The 17689-nt window shown below is 71.0% G+C and carries 14 protein-coding genes and 3 tRNA genes; 15 read left to right on the forward strand and 2 right to left on the reverse strand.

All coding sequences use genetic code 11. From position 1 onward, the window contains the following. The first annotated feature begins 50 nt into the window (after positions 1 to 50). Positions 51 to 1034 carry a glycosyltransferase gene (locus tag ACNI14_RS10440; protein WP_420519967.1) on the forward strand — a complete coding sequence of 328 codons (984 nt, stop codon included), beginning with the start codon at positions 51 to 53 and terminating at the stop codon, positions 1032 to 1034. Continuing rightward, positions 1031 to 1984: a prephenate dehydratase gene (gene pheA / locus ACNI14_RS10445; protein WP_420519968.1), complete on the forward strand. Its 954-nt coding sequence runs from the start codon at positions 1031 to 1033 to the stop codon at positions 1982 to 1984. Before ACNI14_RS10440 ends, pheA begins: the two co-directional genes overlap by 4 nt. Positions 1985 to 2069: 85 nt before the next feature. On the opposite strand, the gene ACNI14_RS10450 is transcribed toward pheA, so the two are convergent. Further along, positions 2070 to 3227, reverse strand: coding sequence for a diacylglycerol/lipid kinase family protein (locus ACNI14_RS10450; RefSeq protein ID WP_420519969.1), 1158 nt, complete (start codon positions 3225 to 3227; stop codon positions 2070 to 2072). Positions 3228 to 3263: 36 nt separating this feature from the next. On the opposite strand from ACNI14_RS10450, the gene serS reads away from it, so the two are divergent. From serS to ACNI14_RS10465, 3 genes are all read left to right on the forward strand, one after another. Then, positions 3264 to 4535, forward strand: coding sequence for a serine--tRNA ligase (gene serS, locus ACNI14_RS10455; RefSeq protein WP_420519970.1), 1272 nt, complete (start codon positions 3264 to 3266; stop codon positions 4533 to 4535). A 181-nt stretch (positions 4536 to 4716) separates the two neighbouring features. Continuing rightward, positions 4717 to 5571 carry an HAD family hydrolase gene (locus tag ACNI14_RS10460; protein WP_420519971.1) on the forward strand — a complete coding sequence of 285 codons (855 nt, stop codon included), beginning with the start codon at positions 4717 to 4719 and terminating at the stop codon, positions 5569 to 5571. Between the two features lie 49 nt (positions 5572 to 5620). Next, complete coding sequence (locus ACNI14_RS10465) at positions 5621 to 6853, forward strand: AGE family epimerase/isomerase (RefSeq protein WP_420519972.1); 1233 nt, start codon at positions 5621 to 5623, stop codon at positions 6851 to 6853. Between the two features lie 51 nt (positions 6854 to 6904). Here the strand turns inward: ACNI14_RS10465 and ACNI14_RS10470 are convergent, their stop codons facing one another. Further along, positions 6905 to 7870 carry an NAD(P)H-quinone oxidoreductase gene (locus ACNI14_RS10470; protein WP_420519973.1) on the reverse strand — a complete coding sequence of 322 codons (966 nt, stop codon included), beginning with the start codon at positions 7868 to 7870 and terminating at the stop codon, positions 6905 to 6907. Positions 7871 to 8046: 176 nt separating this feature from the next. On the opposite strand from ACNI14_RS10470, the gene ACNI14_RS10475 reads away from it, so the two are divergent. From ACNI14_RS10475 to ACNI14_RS10520, 10 genes are all read left to right on the forward strand, one after another. Next, entirely contained in the window at positions 8047 to 12930 is a 4884-nt protein-coding gene (locus tag ACNI14_RS10475; protein WP_420519974.1) for an ATP-binding protein, read from the forward strand. A gap of 73 nt (positions 12931 to 13003) precedes the next feature. Further along, positions 13004 to 13444: a roadblock/LC7 domain-containing protein gene (locus tag ACNI14_RS10480; protein WP_419390187.1), complete on the forward strand. Its 441-nt coding sequence runs from the start codon at positions 13004 to 13006 to the stop codon at positions 13442 to 13444. A 14-nt stretch (positions 13445 to 13458) separates the two neighbouring features. Further along, positions 13459 to 13854 carry a DUF742 domain-containing protein gene (locus ACNI14_RS10485; RefSeq protein WP_420519975.1) on the forward strand — a complete coding sequence of 132 codons (396 nt, stop codon included), beginning with the start codon at positions 13459 to 13461 and terminating at the stop codon, positions 13852 to 13854. Beyond that, on the forward strand, positions 13835 to 14434 hold the full coding sequence (locus ACNI14_RS10490; protein WP_420519976.1) for a GTP-binding protein: 600 nt from the start codon (positions 13835 to 13837) through the stop codon (positions 14432 to 14434). The genes ACNI14_RS10485 and ACNI14_RS10490 overlap by 20 nt, the downstream gene beginning before the upstream one ends. A gap of 85 nt (positions 14435 to 14519) precedes the next feature. Then, complete coding sequence (locus ACNI14_RS10495; RefSeq protein WP_420519977.1) at positions 14520 to 14951, forward strand: hypothetical protein; 432 nt, start codon at positions 14520 to 14522, stop codon at positions 14949 to 14951. Between the two features lie 8 nt (positions 14952 to 14959). Beyond that, positions 14960 to 15047, forward strand: a tRNA-Ser gene (locus tag ACNI14_RS10500). Between the two features lie 159 nt (positions 15048 to 15206). Next, positions 15207 to 15296 (forward strand) — tRNA-Ser (locus ACNI14_RS10505). Between the two features lie 73 nt (positions 15297 to 15369). After that, positions 15370 to 15442, forward strand: a tRNA-Arg gene (locus ACNI14_RS10510). 93 nt (positions 15443 to 15535) lie between these two features. Next, the gene (locus tag ACNI14_RS10515) at positions 15536 to 17170 is read left to right on the forward strand and encodes a DUF885 domain-containing protein (RefSeq protein WP_420519978.1); all 1635 of its coding nucleotides are present in this window, start codon (positions 15536 to 15538) and stop codon (positions 17168 to 17170) included. 120 nt (positions 17171 to 17290) lie between these two features. After that, positions 17291 to 17683 carry a PLDc N-terminal domain-containing protein gene (locus tag ACNI14_RS10520; RefSeq protein ID WP_420519979.1) on the forward strand — a complete coding sequence of 131 codons (393 nt, stop codon included), beginning with the start codon at positions 17291 to 17293 and terminating at the stop codon, positions 17681 to 17683. The last annotated feature ends 6 nt before the right edge of the window (positions 17684 to 17689 follow it).

Below are 17689 nucleotides of genomic sequence, written 5' to 3' on the forward strand. Positions count from 1 at the left end.
TTGCGTCAACGTCTGACAAAACCACCCGGTGAGGACGCTAGGCTGGTCGCGTGGCCGCGAAGCGCAAGGACAGCGCGTCCCCGTCCGCAGCGAAGGGGGACGCGCCCGTCGAGACGAGCCCGGTCGGCGAGGTCGCCGAGCGGGCTCCCGCTCCTGCGCGCAAGCGCCCCCTCAGCTCCGCTGCTCGCCGCCGCCGCGCCATCAAGGAGCCCGAGGACCTGCACGGCGCCGCCGCGCTCATCGTCGCTCACAACCAGGCCCGCCGCATCGCCGCGACCGTCCGCGCGGCGCGGGCGATTCCGGGGGTCGACCTGGTGCTGGTGGTCGACGACGCCTCCGGCGACAACACTCAGGAGCTCGCACGCAAGGCGGGCGCGGTCGTGGTGCGCCACTCGCATCACCGTGGTCGCACGGCGTCCGTCGAGACGGGGGCATCCGTCATCGCCATGCGCGACGAGCCCGGCCGCACCTCGCGGGCGATCCTGCTGCTGCCGGGCGGGCTGGGCCACCACGCGATCGGCGCCGCCCCGCTCGTGCCGGCGGTGACCGAGCACGTCGCGGACCTTGCGATCGCGCTGACGGAGGCCTCCGGGAAGGCGACTGGTGCCTCATCGAAGGCGGCGCGCCGGGCCATCGAACGCGCCTCCGGCTGGGTGCCGGCCGAGCCGCTCGGCCCCATCCGCTGCCTCACCCGCGACGCTCTCGAGGCAGCCATCCCCATGGCGCATGGCTCCGGCCTCGAGGTGGGCATGACCATCGACGTGCTCCGCGCGGGCCTCACCGTGACCGAGGTCGAGTGCGACATCCGCCACAAGCCGCCGAGCGGGGGCGCACGGTCGGCCCCCGCGCGCGCGACCCAGTACCGTGACGTCATGATGGCCGTGACCGCACGCCGCGTGCGAGGCTCCCTGGGCGGCACCCGCGGAGCGACGGGGCGAGGCGGCTCTCGCGAGGCAGACGCCGCCGACGCTGCGGCTCCCGGGAACGCCACCGCGGCCGATGCGGACTCGCCTTCATCGGAGCACCGCCAGTGAGCGGCCTGCCGCGCTATGCGTTCCTAGGCCCCGAGGGCACCTTCACCGAGGCGGCGCTGCGCAGGATGGTGCCGCCGGACCAGGCCGAATACATCCCCGTCATCGACGTGCCGACGGCCATTGCGGCCGTGCGGGGTGGCGACGCCGACTACGCGGTGGTGGCGATCGAGAACACCGTCGAGGGGGGAGTCACCGCGACCCTGGACACGCTGGCCGAGGGATCGCCACTGGTGATCGTGGGCGAGACGGTGCTGCCAGTCGCGTTCGAGCTGCTGGTGCGACGAGGCGTCCGCGTGCGGCAGATCCGCCGCGTGAGCGCGCATTCGCACGGCTGGGCCCAGGTGCGCCGGTGGGCGCACGCGACTCTGCCCGAGGCCACATTCGTCCCGTCCTCCTCCAACACGGCCGCCGCGCGCCTGCTGGCGGACGCCTCGGTCGCCGCCGATCAGGTGGGATTCGACGCCGCGCTCGCGCCGCCCGGGACAGGGGCCGCACTGGGGCTCGAGGTGCTGGCCGACGGCATCGCGGACAACGCGAACGCCGCCACGCGGTTTGTCCGGGTGGGGCGGCCAGAGGAGCCGCCGGCGCCGACGGGCGCCGACAAGACCACGCTGGTCGTGCACCTGCCCACGGACCGCTCGGGAGCGCTGCTCGAGATGCTCGAGCAGTTCGCGGTGAGGGGCGTCAACCTGTCGCGGATCGAGTCGCGCCCCATCGGCGAACGGCCGGGCGAGTACTCGTTCTCGATCGACGCCCTGGGTCACATCGCGGAGCAGCGCATGGCGGAGGCGCTCATCGGCCTGCGCCGCACGTGCCCCGTCGTGCGCTACCTGGGGTCCTACCCCGCGGTGCACCGAGAGGTCACCCCGATCGCCACCGGCACCTCAGACGCGGACTTCGCGACCGCGCGCACGTGGGTGGAGGAGCTGCGCCGCGGCCAGCACGCGTGAGTTCACGGGCGTGAGCGTGCGGGCTGGTCAGAACTGAAGCGGGCACCAGGGATCCGAACCGCCCACGAGTGACGCTCCGTGGCGGTCAGTCCCTCGCCTGCGGCCTCGCCGGCACGCGGACGTGCAGCGCGCCGGGCGCGAGGAAGGCGGTCACCCTCTTGGCGCGGCCGAGGGACTCGCCGTCGACCTGGACGCGGTAGGGGGAGTCCATCTCGATCTCGACCTTGGTGCCGCGCGCGTGATCGATCCGCGAGACCCGCCACGCCTTGAGCAGCTCCGACTGCTTGATGCCGGCGCCCTGGGCCACGACGGAGCCGAACAGATCCGTCCAGCCCACGATCCCGGCGCGAGCATCGAGCGTCGCGATGTCCAGCTGGCCGTCCGTGATCGACGCGTCAGGAATCAGCTGCAGGCCGCCGGGAAGTCGCCCCGCATTCGCGACCAGCACCGTGCGCATCTCGTTCTGCACCGCGTCGGCCCCGTCGATCGACACCGTGGCAGTCATGCGCTTGTCGTGCAGGTGGCGCAGCGCGGCGAAGAAGTACGCGAGCCAGCCCAGGCGGCGCTTGAGCGTGGGGTTGGTGCTCGCGACCATCTCCGCGTCCATGCCCGCGCCCGCCATCACCAGGAACAGGTAGCGGCCGTCCTCGCCGTGACCGGCGAAGGCGCGCTCGACGTCGACGTATCCGACGTCCACCGTCAGATCGTCGCCGTCGAGGATCGCGCGCAACAGCGCTGGGGTGTCTCCCACGGGGAAGTCCAGGTTGCGCGCGAACAGGTTGCCCGTGCCGAGGGGCAGGATGCCCATCGTGGCGTCGGTCCCGGCGCAGGCCTCGGCGACGGCTCGCACGGTGCCGTCGCCGCCCACGGCGACCACGACGTCAGCGCCTGCGGCGATCGCGTCCTTGGCCATCCCGTAGCCGGGGTCCTCCGCCGTGGTGTGGAACCACATGGGCTGCGGGAGATAGCGGATCGAGCACGCGCGCAGCGCCCGCTCGTGCATCTCCTGCACGCCCTCCTTGGTGGGGTTCGCGATGAACGCGATCGTGGTCCGGTTCTGGGAGTCCGGGGAGAACTGTCCCGCGTAGTCCGGGATGGTGGAGCGCAGCATCAGCACGCGGCGCCACATGCGGGGCACCGCAATGGGGTCGCGTGCGCCCAGGCTGCGGGTGAGCGTGACGGACATCACGAGCGCGACGAGGGCGAGGACCAGCGCGACTGATCCGAGGATGGTGCCAAGCATGAGGTGAGCCTACGCTCCGCCGATAGACTCGCGGGCATGATCGACCTCAAGCTGCTCCGTGCCGAACCCGACGTCGTGAGGGCCAGCCAGCGCTCTCGAGGAGCGGACCCTGGCGTCGTCGACCAGGTGCTGGAGGCGGACGCCGCCCACCGCGCGGCCCTCGCGGACTTCGAGGCCAGGCGTGCCGAGCAGAAGGCTCTCGGCAAGGAGGTGGCGCAGGCCTCCGGCGAGGCCAAGCAGGAGCTGCTGGCCCGCACCAAGCAGCTGTCGACCGAGGTCAAGGAACTCCAGGCGAGCGCCGATGCGGCCGCGGCTCGCGCGGTCGAGCTCGCCCGGTCCTTGGGCAACATTCCCGAGTCCGGCGTTCCGAGCGGCGGCGAGGACGACTTCACGGTGCTGCGCCACGAGGGCCAGCCGCGCGACTTCGCGGCCGAGGGCGTCGAGGTCCAGGATCACTTAGGCATAGCCGAGCGGCTGCGCGCGATCGACATGGAGCGCGGCGCCAAGGTGTCCGGCGCGCGCTTCTACTTCCTCACCGGAATCGGTGCGCGGCTCGAGCTCGCGATCCTGAACGCGGCCATGAACGCGGCGCAGGAGGGTGGCTTCAGCCCGATGATCACGCCCACCCTGGTGCGCCCCGAGACCATGGCCGGCACGGGGTTCCTCGGCAGCCACGCGGAGGAGATCTACTACCTCGAGCGCGACGAGCTCTACCTGACCGGCACGTCCGAGGTGGCGCTCGCGGGCTATCACACCGACGAGATCCTGGACCTGTCGGACGGGCCGCTGCGCTACGCGGGATGGAGCGCGTGCTACCGGCGCGAGGCCGGCTCGGCCGGCCGTGACACCCGCGGGATCATCCGCGTGCACCAGTTCCACAAGGTGGAGATGTTCAGCTACGTCACGGCGGCCGATGCGGCGGCCGAGCACGCGCGCTTCCTCGAGATCGAGGAGCGCATGCTGCAGGCGCTCGAGCTGCCCTACCGCGTGATCGACACCGCGGCGGGCGACCTCGGCTCGTCTGCCGCGCGCAAGTTCGACTGCGAGGCGTGGCTGCCGAGCCAGGAGCGGTGGATGGAGGTCACGTCCACCTCGAACTGCACCACGTACCAGGCGCGCCGTCTCGCGATCCGCGAGCGCGGGGAGCAGGGCACCACGCCCGTGGCGACCGTCAACGGCACCATCGGCACCACCCGCTGGATCGTGGCGCTGCTCGAGAACCACCAGCAGGCGGACGGCAGCGTGCACGTGCCCGAGATCCTGCGCCCCTACCTGGGCGGCCTCGAGCGCCTCGACCCCGTCGCCTGACGCGGCCCGCGCTCTCGGCCCGGCACCCTCGCCGCTCGGCCACGATCTCCGACCGACGGACCGGATCGACTGTGCCCGCCAGCGGGTGGGCATGCGTGGCGCACTGTCGCGAACTCAGATGGTCCGTTGCTTGCGACGCAGGGTTGACGGTCGCGTCATCAGGCCGTCGTAGGCTCTTCGCATGAGCCAGGCCCCCATGAGACCCCCTCTCGACAACGACATGTGGCGGCTGATCGGCCTCGACATCGACGGCACCCTGATGCACTGGGGAGGCGGCATCTCGCCCGCGGTCGTGAGCGCCATCGAGCAGGTGCGCATGTGCCGCAATCACGTGATCCTGGCCACGGGCCGCAACATCGTCGGCACCATGCCGGTGGCGCAGGCCCTGGGCATTCGCCGCGGCTGGGCGGTGTGCTCGAACGGCGCGGTGACCGTCCGCCTCAACCCGGCGAGCCCGGGCGGCTACGACATCGTCGAGACCGTCACGTTCAACCCGCGCGCGGCTCTCGAGCTGATCCGCGAGGAGATGCCCGATGCGTTCTTCGCGGTGGAGGACCTGGGGGTGGGCTTCCGCGTCAACCGCGAGTTCCCGATGGGCGAGCTGGAGGGACGCCAGCGCGTGGTCGAGAGCTTCGACGACCTCGCTCACGAGGAGGCCACGCGCGTGGTGATCCGCGCCCCGGGCCAGGACGTCAGCCACTTCGACGACCTGGTCCACCGGATCGGGCTCAACGACGTCACCTACGCGGTGGGGTACTCGGCGTGGCTGGATCTCACGCCGCCGGGAGTCTCGAAGGCCTCGGCGCTCGAGGCGCTGCGCCGCCAGTTGGGCGTCTACCCCGACCACACGGTCGCGGCGGGTGACGGCAACAACGACACCGAGATGCTCAAGTGGGCCGGGCACTCGGCCGCGATGGGTTCGGCGCCCGAGCACGTGCGCGCTCTCGCGGACGAGGTGCTCGCCTCGGTCGAGGACGACGGCATCCTGCCGCTGCTGCAACGGCTCATCGATCCCGACCGCCTCGCGGTGCTCTGAGCGGCCGCTGCCCCTACCCAGGCGGCGGCCCACGCCCTAGGCTCGTGCCATGACGTGGCTCACGGCTCCGGCCCATCACCGCTGGCTCGAGGCCGAGTCCGACCGGCTGCTGGAGTTCGGCGCGGCGAGCGTCGACCCGACCGGCGGGTTCGGCTGGCTGGACGAGGCCGGCGAGCGCGTCGAGAACCACGACATCGAGCTGTGGATCACGTGCCGCATGACGCACTGCTACTCGCTCGCCACCATGATGGGCAGGCCGGGAGCCGCGGCGCTCGCGGACCACGGGCTGGATGCTCTGCGCGGTCGCCTGCGCGACGACGAGCACGGCGGATGGTTCGCGGCGGTGGGCGCAGACGGTCCGACCAATCCGGCGAAGCAGGCGTACGGGCACGCCTTCGTGATCCTCGCCGCCGCCTCCGCCACGGCGGCCGGCAGGCCCGAGGCGAGAGAGCTGCTCGACGAGGCCGTCGCCGTCCACACCGAGCGGTTCTGGGACGACGACGCCGGGATGAGCCGCGAGGAGTTCGCGCGCGACTGGTCGGGTGAAGTGGACTACCGCGGCATCAACGCGAACATGCACACGGTGGAGGCGTACCTCGCCGCCGCGGACGTCACCGGGGACAAGGCGCTGCTGCAGCGCGCGCTGCGCATCACGGAGCGCGCGGTGCACCGCTATGCGCGCGGGCACCAGTGGAGGCTGCCCGAGCACTTCGACGCGCACTGGGAGCCCGTGCTGTCCTACAACGAGGACGCCCCGGCGCACCCGTTCAGGCCGTACGGCGCGACCGTCGGCCACTGGTTCGAGTGGGCGCGACTGACCCTTCAGCTCGCGGCCTCGCTGCAGCAGTCCGGTCTCGCACATCCTGAGTGGATGCGCGATGACGCGAGCGCGCTGTACGACGCAGGGGTGCGCGAGGGGTGGAGCGTCGACGGGGCGACCGGGTTCGTCTACACCGTCGACTGGGACGGCCGGCCCGTGGTGCGCGAGCGCATGCACTGGGTCGCAGCCGAGGCGATCGGTGCCGCCGCCGTGCTGTGGCAGGTGACGCGCCAGCCGGTCTACGCGGAGCAGTACCAGCGCTGGTGGGACTACGTGGGCGAGCACCACCTGGACCGCGAGGGAGGGTCGTGGTGGCACGAGCTGGGCCCGAGCAACCGCGTCTCGCGCACCGTGTGGGAGGGCAAGGCGGACATCTATCACGCGCTGCAGGCGACGCTCATCCCTCGCCTCCCCACCTCGCCGGCGCTCGCGGCCTCGCTCGCGGCCGGCAATCTGCGCTGACGCGAATCGCCACGCGACGGCCGATGCTGGGGCCGGCTCGGTCCTGCGTGCTCAGTCGTCCGTGGTCAGCACGACCTTTCCGAACACCTCGCCGCCTTCGAGCGCCCGATGCGCGTCGCTCGCCCGCTCCAGCGGCACGGTCGCGTGGACGATCGGTCGCACGGACTCCGGCACCAGCGGCCACACCTGCTCCTCGACCGCCGCGACGATCGCGCGCCGCTCGTGGAGCGGGCGCGACCTGAGCGTGGTGCCGATCACCCGGGCACGCTTGGTCAGCAGCGTGCCGAGGTTCAGTTCCGCCCGCGCTCCGCGCTGCATGCCGATGACGACGAGCCTGCCGCCGGTGGCCAGCGCATCGACGTTGCGTGACAGGTAGGCGCCGCCCACGACGTCGAGGATCACGTGGGCGCCGCCCGCCTCGCTCATGACTGCCTGAAAGTCGTCGCTGCGGTAGTCGATGGGGTGCGCGCCGAGCGTCGCGCACCGATCTGCCCGATCGGAGCCGCCCGCGGTCGCCCACACCTCGAGCCCGAGCGCGGCGCCGATCTGGATCGCGAGATGACCCACCCCGCCCGAGCCGCCGTGGACGAGCAGGCGTTCCCCCGCCCGCGCATCGGCCGCCTGCAGGTTGGACTGGACGGTGCACGCCGCCTCCATGAGCCCTCCCGCCTCGGTCATGGTCAGGCCCGGCGGGACGGGAAGCACCAGCCCGGCGTCCACCGTGACGACCTCGGCATATCCGCCGCCGGGCAGCAGGGCGCACACCGCGTCGCCGACGTTCCAGCGCGTCACCGCATCGCCGATCGCGGCGATCTCGCCCGCGACCTCGAGCCCGGGCCACTGAGGCGTCCCTGGCGGAGGCGGGTAGCGGCCCTCGCGCTGGAGGACGTCCGCGCGGTTGACGCCCGCCGCGCGCACGCGGATCAGGACCTCGTCCCGGCCCGCCCGCGGTTCAGGGGCCTCGCCGAGCACGAGCGTCTCCGGTCCACCGTGACCGTGGAAAGTGGCGATTCTCACACTATTGCTCCCGTGTCTTCGCGTCATGGCCGCGCCAATGTAGCGTCTCACCACATAGCAGTCCCCAGGATTTCAGGTTCTTGGCAGGGAGGCCGATAACTCGGGGGTCCAGGCGCATGGAAGCGTGTCCGGAAACCGGACGCCGCACGCGTGGCGGCACATGAGGGAGAGAACAGATGCTCCAGAGGCTAAGCATCCGCGGGAAGCTCCTCGCGGTGGTCGCGGTGCCCATTCTTGTGCTCGTGCTCGCGGCAGGCTTCATCACCTTCGGGTCGGCGCAGGACCTGGGCGCGGCGCGCAACACCTCGTCACTCGTGGAGACTCTCGCGGAGACCAGGACTCTCGAGGACGTGCTCCAAGAGGAGCGCCGCGCCGCGATCAACTATGTGTCGAGCGAGGACGACGGCTCGGAAGCGCTCACGGAGGCCGTCAGCGCCACCGGTTGGGCGCTCGCCGACGTGACGGCGGCGATCGACGGCCTGGAGCCTGCGGCCGACGCCGAGGAGCAGGAGGACGATCGCGCCGCCCAGCTGCGCGAGCGGATCGTCGACGTGCTCGGGTCCACGGCGAATTCCGCGATCCTCGAGTCCGAGCGCGCGGTCGAGGTCGTTCCCGCGGTCACGGGAGAGTGGGCCACCTTCCCGGACGAGCCGACCACCACCGCGATGTCCGAGGGATACGAGTCCGCCGCAACCGGCGTCGAGGCGATCGCCGACGACGCGCCTGCAGGCGTGGCGGAGGAGCTGCAGGCCCTGGCCTCGCAGATCCGGGCCGAGAACGAGGCCGCCCAGGCGGCGTACGTGGAGCCGGCGCGCTGGCAGCAGGCCTTGCAGGACGTCTACCCCGAGGTCGACGCGGCGGTGACCGGGCTGTTCGGCCGCGCGGAGCAGCTCGCCGCCGACGAGCGCAACGAGGCGGCGGTGGAATCGCTGCTGGAGAGCCGGGACCTTCTCGACAACCTGGAGTCCACCCGTGACTCGACCAGGTCGCTCAGCGTTCTCCGTGCCAGCCTGACCGGCTACTACGACGCCGTGCTCGGCCAGGTCTCTGGCGCCGCGGACGACGTCGTGGTGGCGGTGACCGACCCGCAGCTGATCGAGACGCTGCGTGCCTACAGCGATCTGGCGGCCCTCGACGAGCGCGTGCTGCGAGAGGGCCTGCTCGCGGAGCGGGTCATCCGCGTGGGCGCGTTCGCGCCCGACGGCGGCGAGATCGACCTGTTGCAGGACTACCAGCTCCGCACCGACCTTGCTCTCGAGCGGGCGCAGTCATCCGCCGTCGCTCTCGGGGACGACCGGGCCCTGCCGCCGTTCGGCGCCTCGGAGGAACTGACGGGGGACCGCTCCGATTCCTTCGTGTCCACCCGAACCAGCATCTCGAGCGGTCTCGACTTCTCGGTCGCTCAAGAGGACCCAGAGGTGTGGGCGGCCGCAGTCGAGGCCGAAGCTGAACAGTACGAGGCTGCCCGCGACGCGACACTCGCGGAGATCGAGAACCGCTCGGCCGCGGTGACTCAGGCCGCCGTGACCCAGCTGCTCCTGACGATCGCCGTCGCCGTGCTCGTCATCATCGTCTCGGTCGTCGTCGCGCTGCTGATCGCGCGGCGCATCATCGGCCCGCTGCGGCGCCTGACCACGACCGCGACCGCGGTGCGTCAGGAACTTCCGCGACTGGTGGAGCGTGTGGCGATGCCCGGCGAGACCGTCGACGTCACCGAGGTCCAGATCCCGGTCGAGTCGTCCGACGAGGTGGGGCGCCTGGCCGAGGCGTTCAACGGCGTCAACGCGGCCACCCTCGCGATCGCGGGCGAGCAGGCCGCGCTGCGCGGCTCGATCTCGGAGATGTTCGTCAACGTCGCGCGTCGCGACCAGGTGCTGCTCAACCGCCAGCTGTCCTCGATCGACGAGATGGAGCGCTCCGAGGATGATCAGGAGACCCTGACCAAGCTGTTCGCGCTCGACCACCTCGCGACGCGGATGCGCCGGAACTCGGAGTCGCTGCTGGTGCTCGCCGGGATCGAGACTGGGCGTCGCCTGCGCCGGCCGATGCCGCTGTCGGACGTGGTCCGCACCGCGTCCTCCGAGATCGAGGCGTACGAGCGCGTGCAGCTCGAACTCGACGCGGACCCGCCCATGCTGGGGCACTCCGCGCTGATCGTGGCGCACATGATCGCCGAGCTGCTTGAGAATGCGACCGTCTTCTCCGACCCCGACACCGCAGTCGTGGTGCGCACGTCCGAGCGGGGCGATGACTATGTGGTGGAGATTGAGGACGCCGGAATCGGCATGACCGAGAAGGAGCTCGCCGCCGCCAACAACCGCGTCGACTCGACCGCCGCGTCCGAGATCCTCGGAGCGCAGCGACTGGGACTGTTCGTGGTGGGACGGATCGCCCGCCGCGTGGGAGCCCGCATCGAGCTCCAGTCGCAGGAGGGCGCAGGCACCCTCGCGATCATCGCGATGCCGCGCGCGCTCTTCGCGCGCGACGAGGAGACGGCGCCGCGTCATGTGGCGTCGCCCGCCCTGGACGAGGACACCCAGGCACCCACGGCCCTCGTCCCCCACGACGCATCCGAGGAGTACACGGAGATGTCGGAGGGTGCGGGCACCGCCGCCTACATCCCGACCGCGCTCGAGGAGGGCGCGACTCTGGCCGGCAGGGGAGACGTGGACGCGGCCGACCCCGACTCGATCGACGCCCTCATCGCGGCGGATGCCGCGGCCGCTCCGGCCGCGGAGCAGAACGACCCGCAGGAGCTGACCAGCGGCACATCGGCGTCCGGCCTGCCCTCGCGCCGGCGTCGGGACACGCCATCCTCCGCGGAGGAGTCGCAAGAGCGGACGTCCATCGTCGGACTGCCCGCGCGCGCCACCGATGCGCAGATGTCGGCGCTCGCGGCGGAGCAGGCGGGGGGCTTCACCCCGTCCATCTCACCCACCGAGATCGCCCCGCAGTCTCCGGAGCAGCGCTCCTCCATGTTCCGAGGGTTCCGCTCGCGCCGACAGACCGAGGACGAGGTGGGATCGGCTCCCGAGACCACCTTCGCTCCCGAGCTTCCGCGCCGCGAACAGCACGCGATCCCCGCGCTCGAGCCCGACGAGGATGCATACGAGGACGGCGCGGTCGAGGACGGAGCAGTCACGGACCTCAGCGAGCCCCACTGGGGCGCCGCCGAGACCGGCGGCCCGCAATCGGGCGACACCGCGCCTGCCGACACTGAACCGGCTGACGCCGCACCTGCCGAGGCTGAGCCGGAAGGCGTCCCCGAGGCTCCCGCAGCGACCGGCGCCGTCGCGTTCTTCTCCCGGCGCGAGCGGCACCGCGGCGCCCGTGCCGAGGACGCCGCGCCTGCCGAGGACGCCGCGCCTGCGGGTGACGCGGCGCAGGCGGGCGACGGTCAGTCGACGACGCCGGCCGCGAGCGACGGGCTGCCGCTGTTCCGCATGCCCAAGTTCGACGCCGCACCGGACAGCGCCCCCGCGCACGCCGCAGAGGAGTCCCCGGCCACGCCTGTGTTCGAGCACGACGAGTCCCACGACAGTCACGACGATGCCGCTCCCGCGAGCTTCGACGGGCCCTTCGTGGTGCCTTCTCTCGAGGCTGACGAGGACGAGGAGCCAGCGCCGCTCTACGAGCACGACGCCGCTCCCGATTACGACGCCGCGGCGGATGGCGAAATGGCGCAGGCTCCGTACGGCGGGGTCGAGCACGTCTCCCTGGTGGAGGATCCAGCGGAGCACCCCGCCCCCAGCGACCACGACGCACCCTCGGCCGAGAGCGAAGCGCCGATGCCGTGGCAGTCCGATGCCGCTCCGAGTCAGGAGCCCCTCGACCACACCTCGCCCGCCCGTGGCTTCATGCCGGGTCCCGAGGCTGCCGCAGCGGACCACGACACGGAGCGCGACGCGGTCGGCCACGAGCCGGCGGACCAGCCTGGCGAGCCGCAGGTCGCGACGCCGATGGCGGGCGCGGTCCCGCTCGACGACCGCGCACCTGCCCACGACGCCGCGCCTGCTGACGACGTGCGAGAGCAGGGCCCGAGCCTCGATGAGCTGATCCAGAGCGCGGTCGACGAGGAGACCGAGCAGCGGCCCGGGTTCTTCTCTCGGCTGTTCGGACGCGGGCGTCGCGGTGAGTCCGCAGCCGCGAAGGCCGCAGCGCCGGCGACCGACGTCGCGGGCGCGCAGTGGGCCTCGACCGATGCGCCGGCCTCGGTGCCCAGTGCACCCGCAGCCGCCCATGGCGGCGCGTATCGCCCGGAAGGCGACCAGCCAGCGCCGCCGGTGTCGTGGCAGTCCGCCCCCGAGACCGCATCGGCGCCGGGAAGCGAAGCCGAGCGCACGGATGAGGTGAGTGCCGCATCGGCCGGGCCGACGTCCTTCTCGCCCGACGCGACGGCCGAGCCGCGCGACGCCGCGCCCACCCAAGCCGCGCCGGACGAGGGCGCACAGCCCAGCGACCAGGACGTTCCGTGGTGGGAGCGTCCCGAAACCGAGCAGCCCGCGGAGCAGGCTGAAGACTGGCAGGAGCCGCACGCGGCGCCGCAGGCGTTCGCGCCCGATGCGGGCGACAGCGCGGAGGCGGACGCGTGGGAGGCGTCGCAGAGCGCTGCCTCCGCGGAACCGCCGGCAACCGCGAGCGCATCGGCCTACACCCCCGATGAGCTCGCCCAGGCCTCGGGATGGGAGGCGGCGGGCGCGAGTGCGCTCGAGGCGGCCGAGCCCGAGGGAGCGACCACCTATCAGCCGGTGATCCAGCCCGACAACAACGACGGCGGCGCGGACCTGACGAGCGCGGTGTTCTCGGAGCTCAGCTCGCTCGCATCCGAGCGGCCCAAGGTGGAGAAGACGCGCGCGGGACTCCAGCGCCGGCGCCCCGCCGACGCGGAGCCGGTGGAGGTGAAGCCCCTCGAGGAGGACGCGTCGCTGGCCCCTGCCGAGCGCGACGCGGACGCTGTGCGCAGCCGCTTCAACTCGTTCTATTCCGGCACCAAGCGGGCGCGTGACGACGTCGCGGCCTTCGACCGCCAGACTGAGCCCGCGGAGGCCTCCGAGTCATGAGAGCCTGCGCACGTATCCACCCGACCATCGAGAACTCGCTCCGTCCCCGGAGCGGCAATTGCAAGGAGACGCAGTGACCGAGCTCAGTACTGAGGCCACCAACTTCGGATGGCTGCTGGACAACTTCGTCCAGACAGTCCCCGGAACCCGACACACGTTGGTGGTGAGCGCTGACGGCCTGCTCATGGCGATGTCCAAGAACCTGGACCGCACCGGCGGCGACACCCTCGCCGCCGTCGTGTCCGGGATGGCCAGCCTCACGCGGGGCGCGGCGCGTCAGCTGCGCGCGGGCGAGGTGCGCCAGTCGATCATCGAGATGGACGAGCTGTTCCTGTTCCTCATGAGCGTCTCGAACGGCGCGGTGCTCGCGGTGGCCGCGGACTCGACGTGCGACGTGGGGCTGGTCGGCTACGAGATGACGCTGCTCGTCTCGCGCACGGAGAACGCCCTGACCCCGCAGCTCATCACGGAGATGCGCCAGAACCTTCCCACCGACGGTCACACGCGTTCCTGAGGAGGACGGCCGCCATGACAGACGCGACGACGCCTTTCGGCGACGACGAGACCTACGGGGTCCGCCCGTACGCAGTCACGGGCGGCCGTGTGAGCGCGGCGACGACGGTCCTCCCGATGGAGGCGCTGGTCGAGTCCCGCTCGGACCCACAGACTTTGAAGGGGCTCACCCCTGAGAAGAAAACGATCCTGCAGCTCGCTGCGGGTCAATATCAATCCGTCGCCGAGCTCTCGGCCCACACCCGGCTTCCGCTCGGCGTGGTCCGCGTGCTGGTGACGGATCTTGCTGAAGAAAATCACTTGACTATCTACACCGGCGGAACGGCCGACGACTCGTCCACTCATGACGAGTCCGGCGGCCTGTCCCTGAGCCTTCTGGAGAGTGTCCTCGATGGCATCGCAGCCCTTTGACGCGGCGGTCGCGACCCCCGCGCCCCCCGTCGCCCCCACCGTCGTCAAGATCGTCATCGCGGGCGGCTTCGCGGTGGGCAAGACCACCTTCATCGGGTCGATCTCGGACATCGATCCGCTGAACACCGAGGCCGCGATGACCGAGAAGTCCCTCGGGATCGACGACGCCGGCGGCGTGACCGACCGTAAGACCACCACCACCGTGGCCATGGACTTCGGGCGCATCGCGCTCCCCGGGTCGCTGTGGCTGTACCTGTTCGGCACCCCTGGCCAGGATCGGTTCCTGTTCATGTGGGACGACCTGGTGCGCGGCGCGATCGGCGCCGTGGTGCTCGTCGACACCGAGCGACTCGATCAGTGCTTCCCGGCCGTCGACTACTTCGAGGGGCGCGGAGTCCCGTTCGTGGTGTGCGTGAACTGCTTCGACGGAGTCGCCCGGCACACGCTGGAGGACGTCCGCGAGGCGCTGGGAATCCCCCAGGGCGTGCCGGTCATGTACACCGACGCGCGCGAGAAGGCCGCGACCAAGCAGGCGCTGATCGCGGTGGTCCAGCTGGCGATGCGGCAGCTGCAGCGCTAGGACTCCCTCGCCCGCCGAGGGCCGCGCGACGGCGAGTGTCTCCGCATGGCGGTGCACTCGCTTGGCACGGCGATAGTCTGGACGCGTGATCTATCTCGACGGCTCCGCGCTCTGCAGGTTCCTGCCGGGCGTGAAGTACTTCGACGAGTGGAACGCGTGGGTGGTGCCGCGCATCGACGAGGTCGCGATGACCCAGCTGGGGCTCACCGAGCTGCGCCAGGCCGCGGAGCTGTTCCCGCGCGAGACCAAGGGTCGGGCGTACGACATCGTGGACCAGGTGCGGCGCACGATTCCGGTGATCCGCTTCTCCGACGAGAACGTCTCCGTGTCGACTCACGCCGCCGCGGTGCTGAAGCCCTTCGCGGCCCTGCACCTGGGCGCGGCCGTCGCGCATCCCAGCATCGACACCGTGGCCACGTATGACGCGGAGTTCGCGCAGGCGTCCGAGCTGTACGAGCTGGCGGTGGTCTCACCGGGACTGCCGCAGGGCTGGCACAATGGCACGGCTGGCGCGTGAGCGCCTCAGGAGAGTTGACCGAGCGGCCGAAGGTGACAGTCTTGAAAACTGTTGAGGCGTAACCCGCCTCCGCGGGTTCGAATCCCGCACTCTCCGCTTCCCCTGTCCGGCACTCATTGTCCCCTAGAGAGGCTCTGGACCTCCTGTCCGGCACTCATGTCGCCTGATGCCGGACATAGGCCAGGTCGGACGGGGCGGACGGTGGCCGCTTTGCTCCGCGTGCGGTCCGACCGGTACGCTGTCCTGGACCAATCGGGAGACGTGACTGAGCGGCCGAAAGTGCATCCCTGCTAAGGATGTGATGGGGTAACCCATCCGTGGGTTCAAATCCCACCGTCTCCGCCACGAGATCCGGATTCCGCCCTGACGGGCGGGGCCCGGTGAACCTGTATACTCGTGACTCGGCCCGAGCGGCCGTGCGCCCGTAGCTCAACGGATAGAGCATCTGACTACGGATCAGAAGGTTGGGGGTTCGAATCCCTCCGGGCGCGCTCACGACCTTGGCTCCTACCGCTGACGCGGTGGGGGCCTTTGTCATCTCCGGCCACTCCCGCGACGGTCCCGACGCGATTAGAGTCGTGTGCATGAGCGACCTCAACGCCCTCGCAGACGAGTACTACGCCTATCGCCAGGCCACCGACATTAACCGTCACCTGTGGGACTGCTCTCTCGAGCACCTCGAGGAGTGGGAGGACGTGGCGCCGGACGCCGTCGCGCAGCGGCAGGACCGGCTGCGGGAGTTCGCCGAGCGTGCCGATGCGGTCGCGATCGACGACCACGACCCCATGCAGATCGCGCTGCGGGACGCGATCGCCTTCACCGCGCGCTCGGAGGCTCACCAGCTCCAGTGGAGCTCCGAGCTTCACGCCATCAACCCCGCCATGGGCCTGCTGCCGCTCGCCATGGTGTTCGTCAGCCGATTTCCGCTGCGCACTGACGAGCACGGCGAGCAGTACCTGCGCAAGATGAGCGCTCTCGGCACCCTGCTCGATGACCTCGTGGCCGCGGTCCAGGCCGCCGCGCTCGACGGACGCATCGGACTGTCGCGTCACCTGTCGGCATCGGCCGATGCGGTCGAGGCATACCTGGGCGAGCCGGTTTCGGGTGGCGATGCGCTTGCGGCGCAGGCGCCGCCGACCGAGTTGTCGGACCCCGAGGCGTGGTCCGGCGCCCTGGTGGGCATCGTCGAGACCGAGGTGCGGCCGGCGCTGCGCCGGTACGCCGAGGCGCTGCGCGCCCTCGCAGAGCGCGGTCGCGACGACGACCACCCAGGGCTCGTGCACCTCGAGGGAGGGCTCGAGCACTATCGGGACCTGGTGTGGGCGCACACCACTCTGTCGCTGGAGCCGGCGGAGGTGCACCAGCTCGGCCTGGAGGTCGTTGAGGCGCTGGAGGCGGAGTACCGAGAGCTCGCCGGCCCGCTGCTGGGCACCACGGACAACGCGGAGATCTACGCGCGCCTGCGCGACGACACCGAGATGCACTACCGATCGGGCGACGACATCGTCCGCGACGCCACCGCCGCGCTGGAGCGCGCGAACGAGGCGGCGCCGGAGTGGTTCGCTCACGTGCCGCGCTCCGCCTGCGTCGCGAGCGCGATCACCTCCGGCCCGGTGGCGTTCTACTCTCCGCCCGCGGTCGACGGCTCGAAGCCCGGCGAGTTCTTTTTCAACGCCTCCGACCCGAGCGCATGGTCGACCTACGAGCTTGAGGCGATCACGTATCACGAGTCGATTCCGGGTCATCACCTGCAGTTCGCCCTGCACGCGGAGTCCACCGATCTCCACCCCGTGCTGCGCCACCTCCACGTCACGTCCTACCTCGAGGGGTGGGGCCTGTACACCGAGCGGCTCGCGGACGAGATGGGCCTGTACACCTCGGACCTGTCACGCGTGGGCATGCTCGCCGCGGATTCGCTGCGCGCGTGTCGACTGGTGGTCGACACGGGCCTGCACGCGCTGCGGTGGACTCGGCAAGAGGCCATCGACTACATGGCGGCCCACTGCCCGCTCAGCATTCAGCAGATCACGAGCGAGGTCGACCGCTACATCGGGCTTCCAGGGCAGGCGCTCGCGTACATGATCGGCCGTCGCGAGATCCAGGCGATCAGGGCTGAGGCGGAGACCGCCTCGGAGTTCGACGTCCGTGAGTTCCACGACCGTGTGCTGCGCCACGGCATGGTGCCGCTCACGACGCTGCGCCGGCTCGTTCTCGGGTAGTTCGACCCTCGCTTCTGCTTCCCCGCGCGCGGGTCTGCGGTGCTCGCTAGCGTGTGATCCATCGGCACAGACTGCAGCTCGCCGAGCCGCCGCAGTGCCGGTCAAGGGGGGCAGACTGCCATGGAATTCTTCGAGAACTTCATCTCGATCATCTTCTACACGCTGTGGTTCATGATCGTGATCTCGTTCTTCGTCGTCGTCATCAGGATCATCGTCGACGTGTTTCGGGACGAGAGTCTGAGCGGGTGGAGCAAGACGGCCTGGATCGCGCTGATCGTGGTGCTGCCGGTGATCGGCTCGATCGTCTATCTGCTCGCGCGCGGCAAGGACATGGCGCGGCGGGACGTGCGCGATGCCACGGCGATGCGCGCAGCGCAGGTCGAGTACACCAAGGGGCTGATGGCCGAGGCCGGCGGTCCTGCCGGCCAGATCAGGGCCGCGAAGGAACTGCTCGACGCCGGCACCATCGACGAGGACGAGTATCTGGCCCTCAAGGCCAAGGCCCTCAGCTAGCGCGGT

The organism is Demequina pilifera, from assembly GCF_048814985.1.
Lineage (GTDB): Bacteria > Actinomycetota > Actinomycetes > Actinomycetales > Demequinaceae > Demequina.

Coding starts and splice junctions, on each gene's coding strand:
- ACNI14_RS10450 (WP_420519969.1), bottom strand. CDS start 3,227: ATGCTTGGCACCATCCTCGGATCAGTCGCGCTGGTCCTCGCCCTCGTC.
- serS (WP_420519970.1), top strand. CDS start 3,264: ATGATCGACCTCAAGCTGCTCCGTGCCGAACCCGACGTCGTGAGGGCC.
- ACNI14_RS10460 (WP_420519971.1), top strand. CDS start 4,717: ATGAGCCAGGCCCCCATGAGACCCCCTCTCGACAACGACATGTGGCGG.
- ACNI14_RS10465 (WP_420519972.1), top strand. CDS start 5,621: ATGACGTGGCTCACGGCTCCGGCCCATCACCGCTGGCTCGAGGCCGAG.
- ACNI14_RS10475 (WP_420519974.1), top strand. CDS start 8,047: ATGCTCCAGAGGCTAAGCATCCGCGGGAAGCTCCTCGCGGTGGTCGCG.
- ACNI14_RS10485 (WP_420519975.1), top strand. CDS start 13,459: ATGACAGACGCGACGACGCCTTTCGGCGACGACGAGACCTACGGGGTC.
- ACNI14_RS10490 (WP_420519976.1), top strand. CDS start 13,835: ATGGCATCGCAGCCCTTTGACGCGGCGGTCGCGACCCCCGCGCCCCCC.
- ACNI14_RS10515 (WP_420519978.1), top strand. CDS start 15,536: ATGAGCGACCTCAACGCCCTCGCAGACGAGTACTACGCCTATCGCCAG.
- ACNI14_RS10520 (WP_420519979.1), top strand. CDS start 17,291: ATGGAATTCTTCGAGAACTTCATCTCGATCATCTTCTACACGCTGTGG.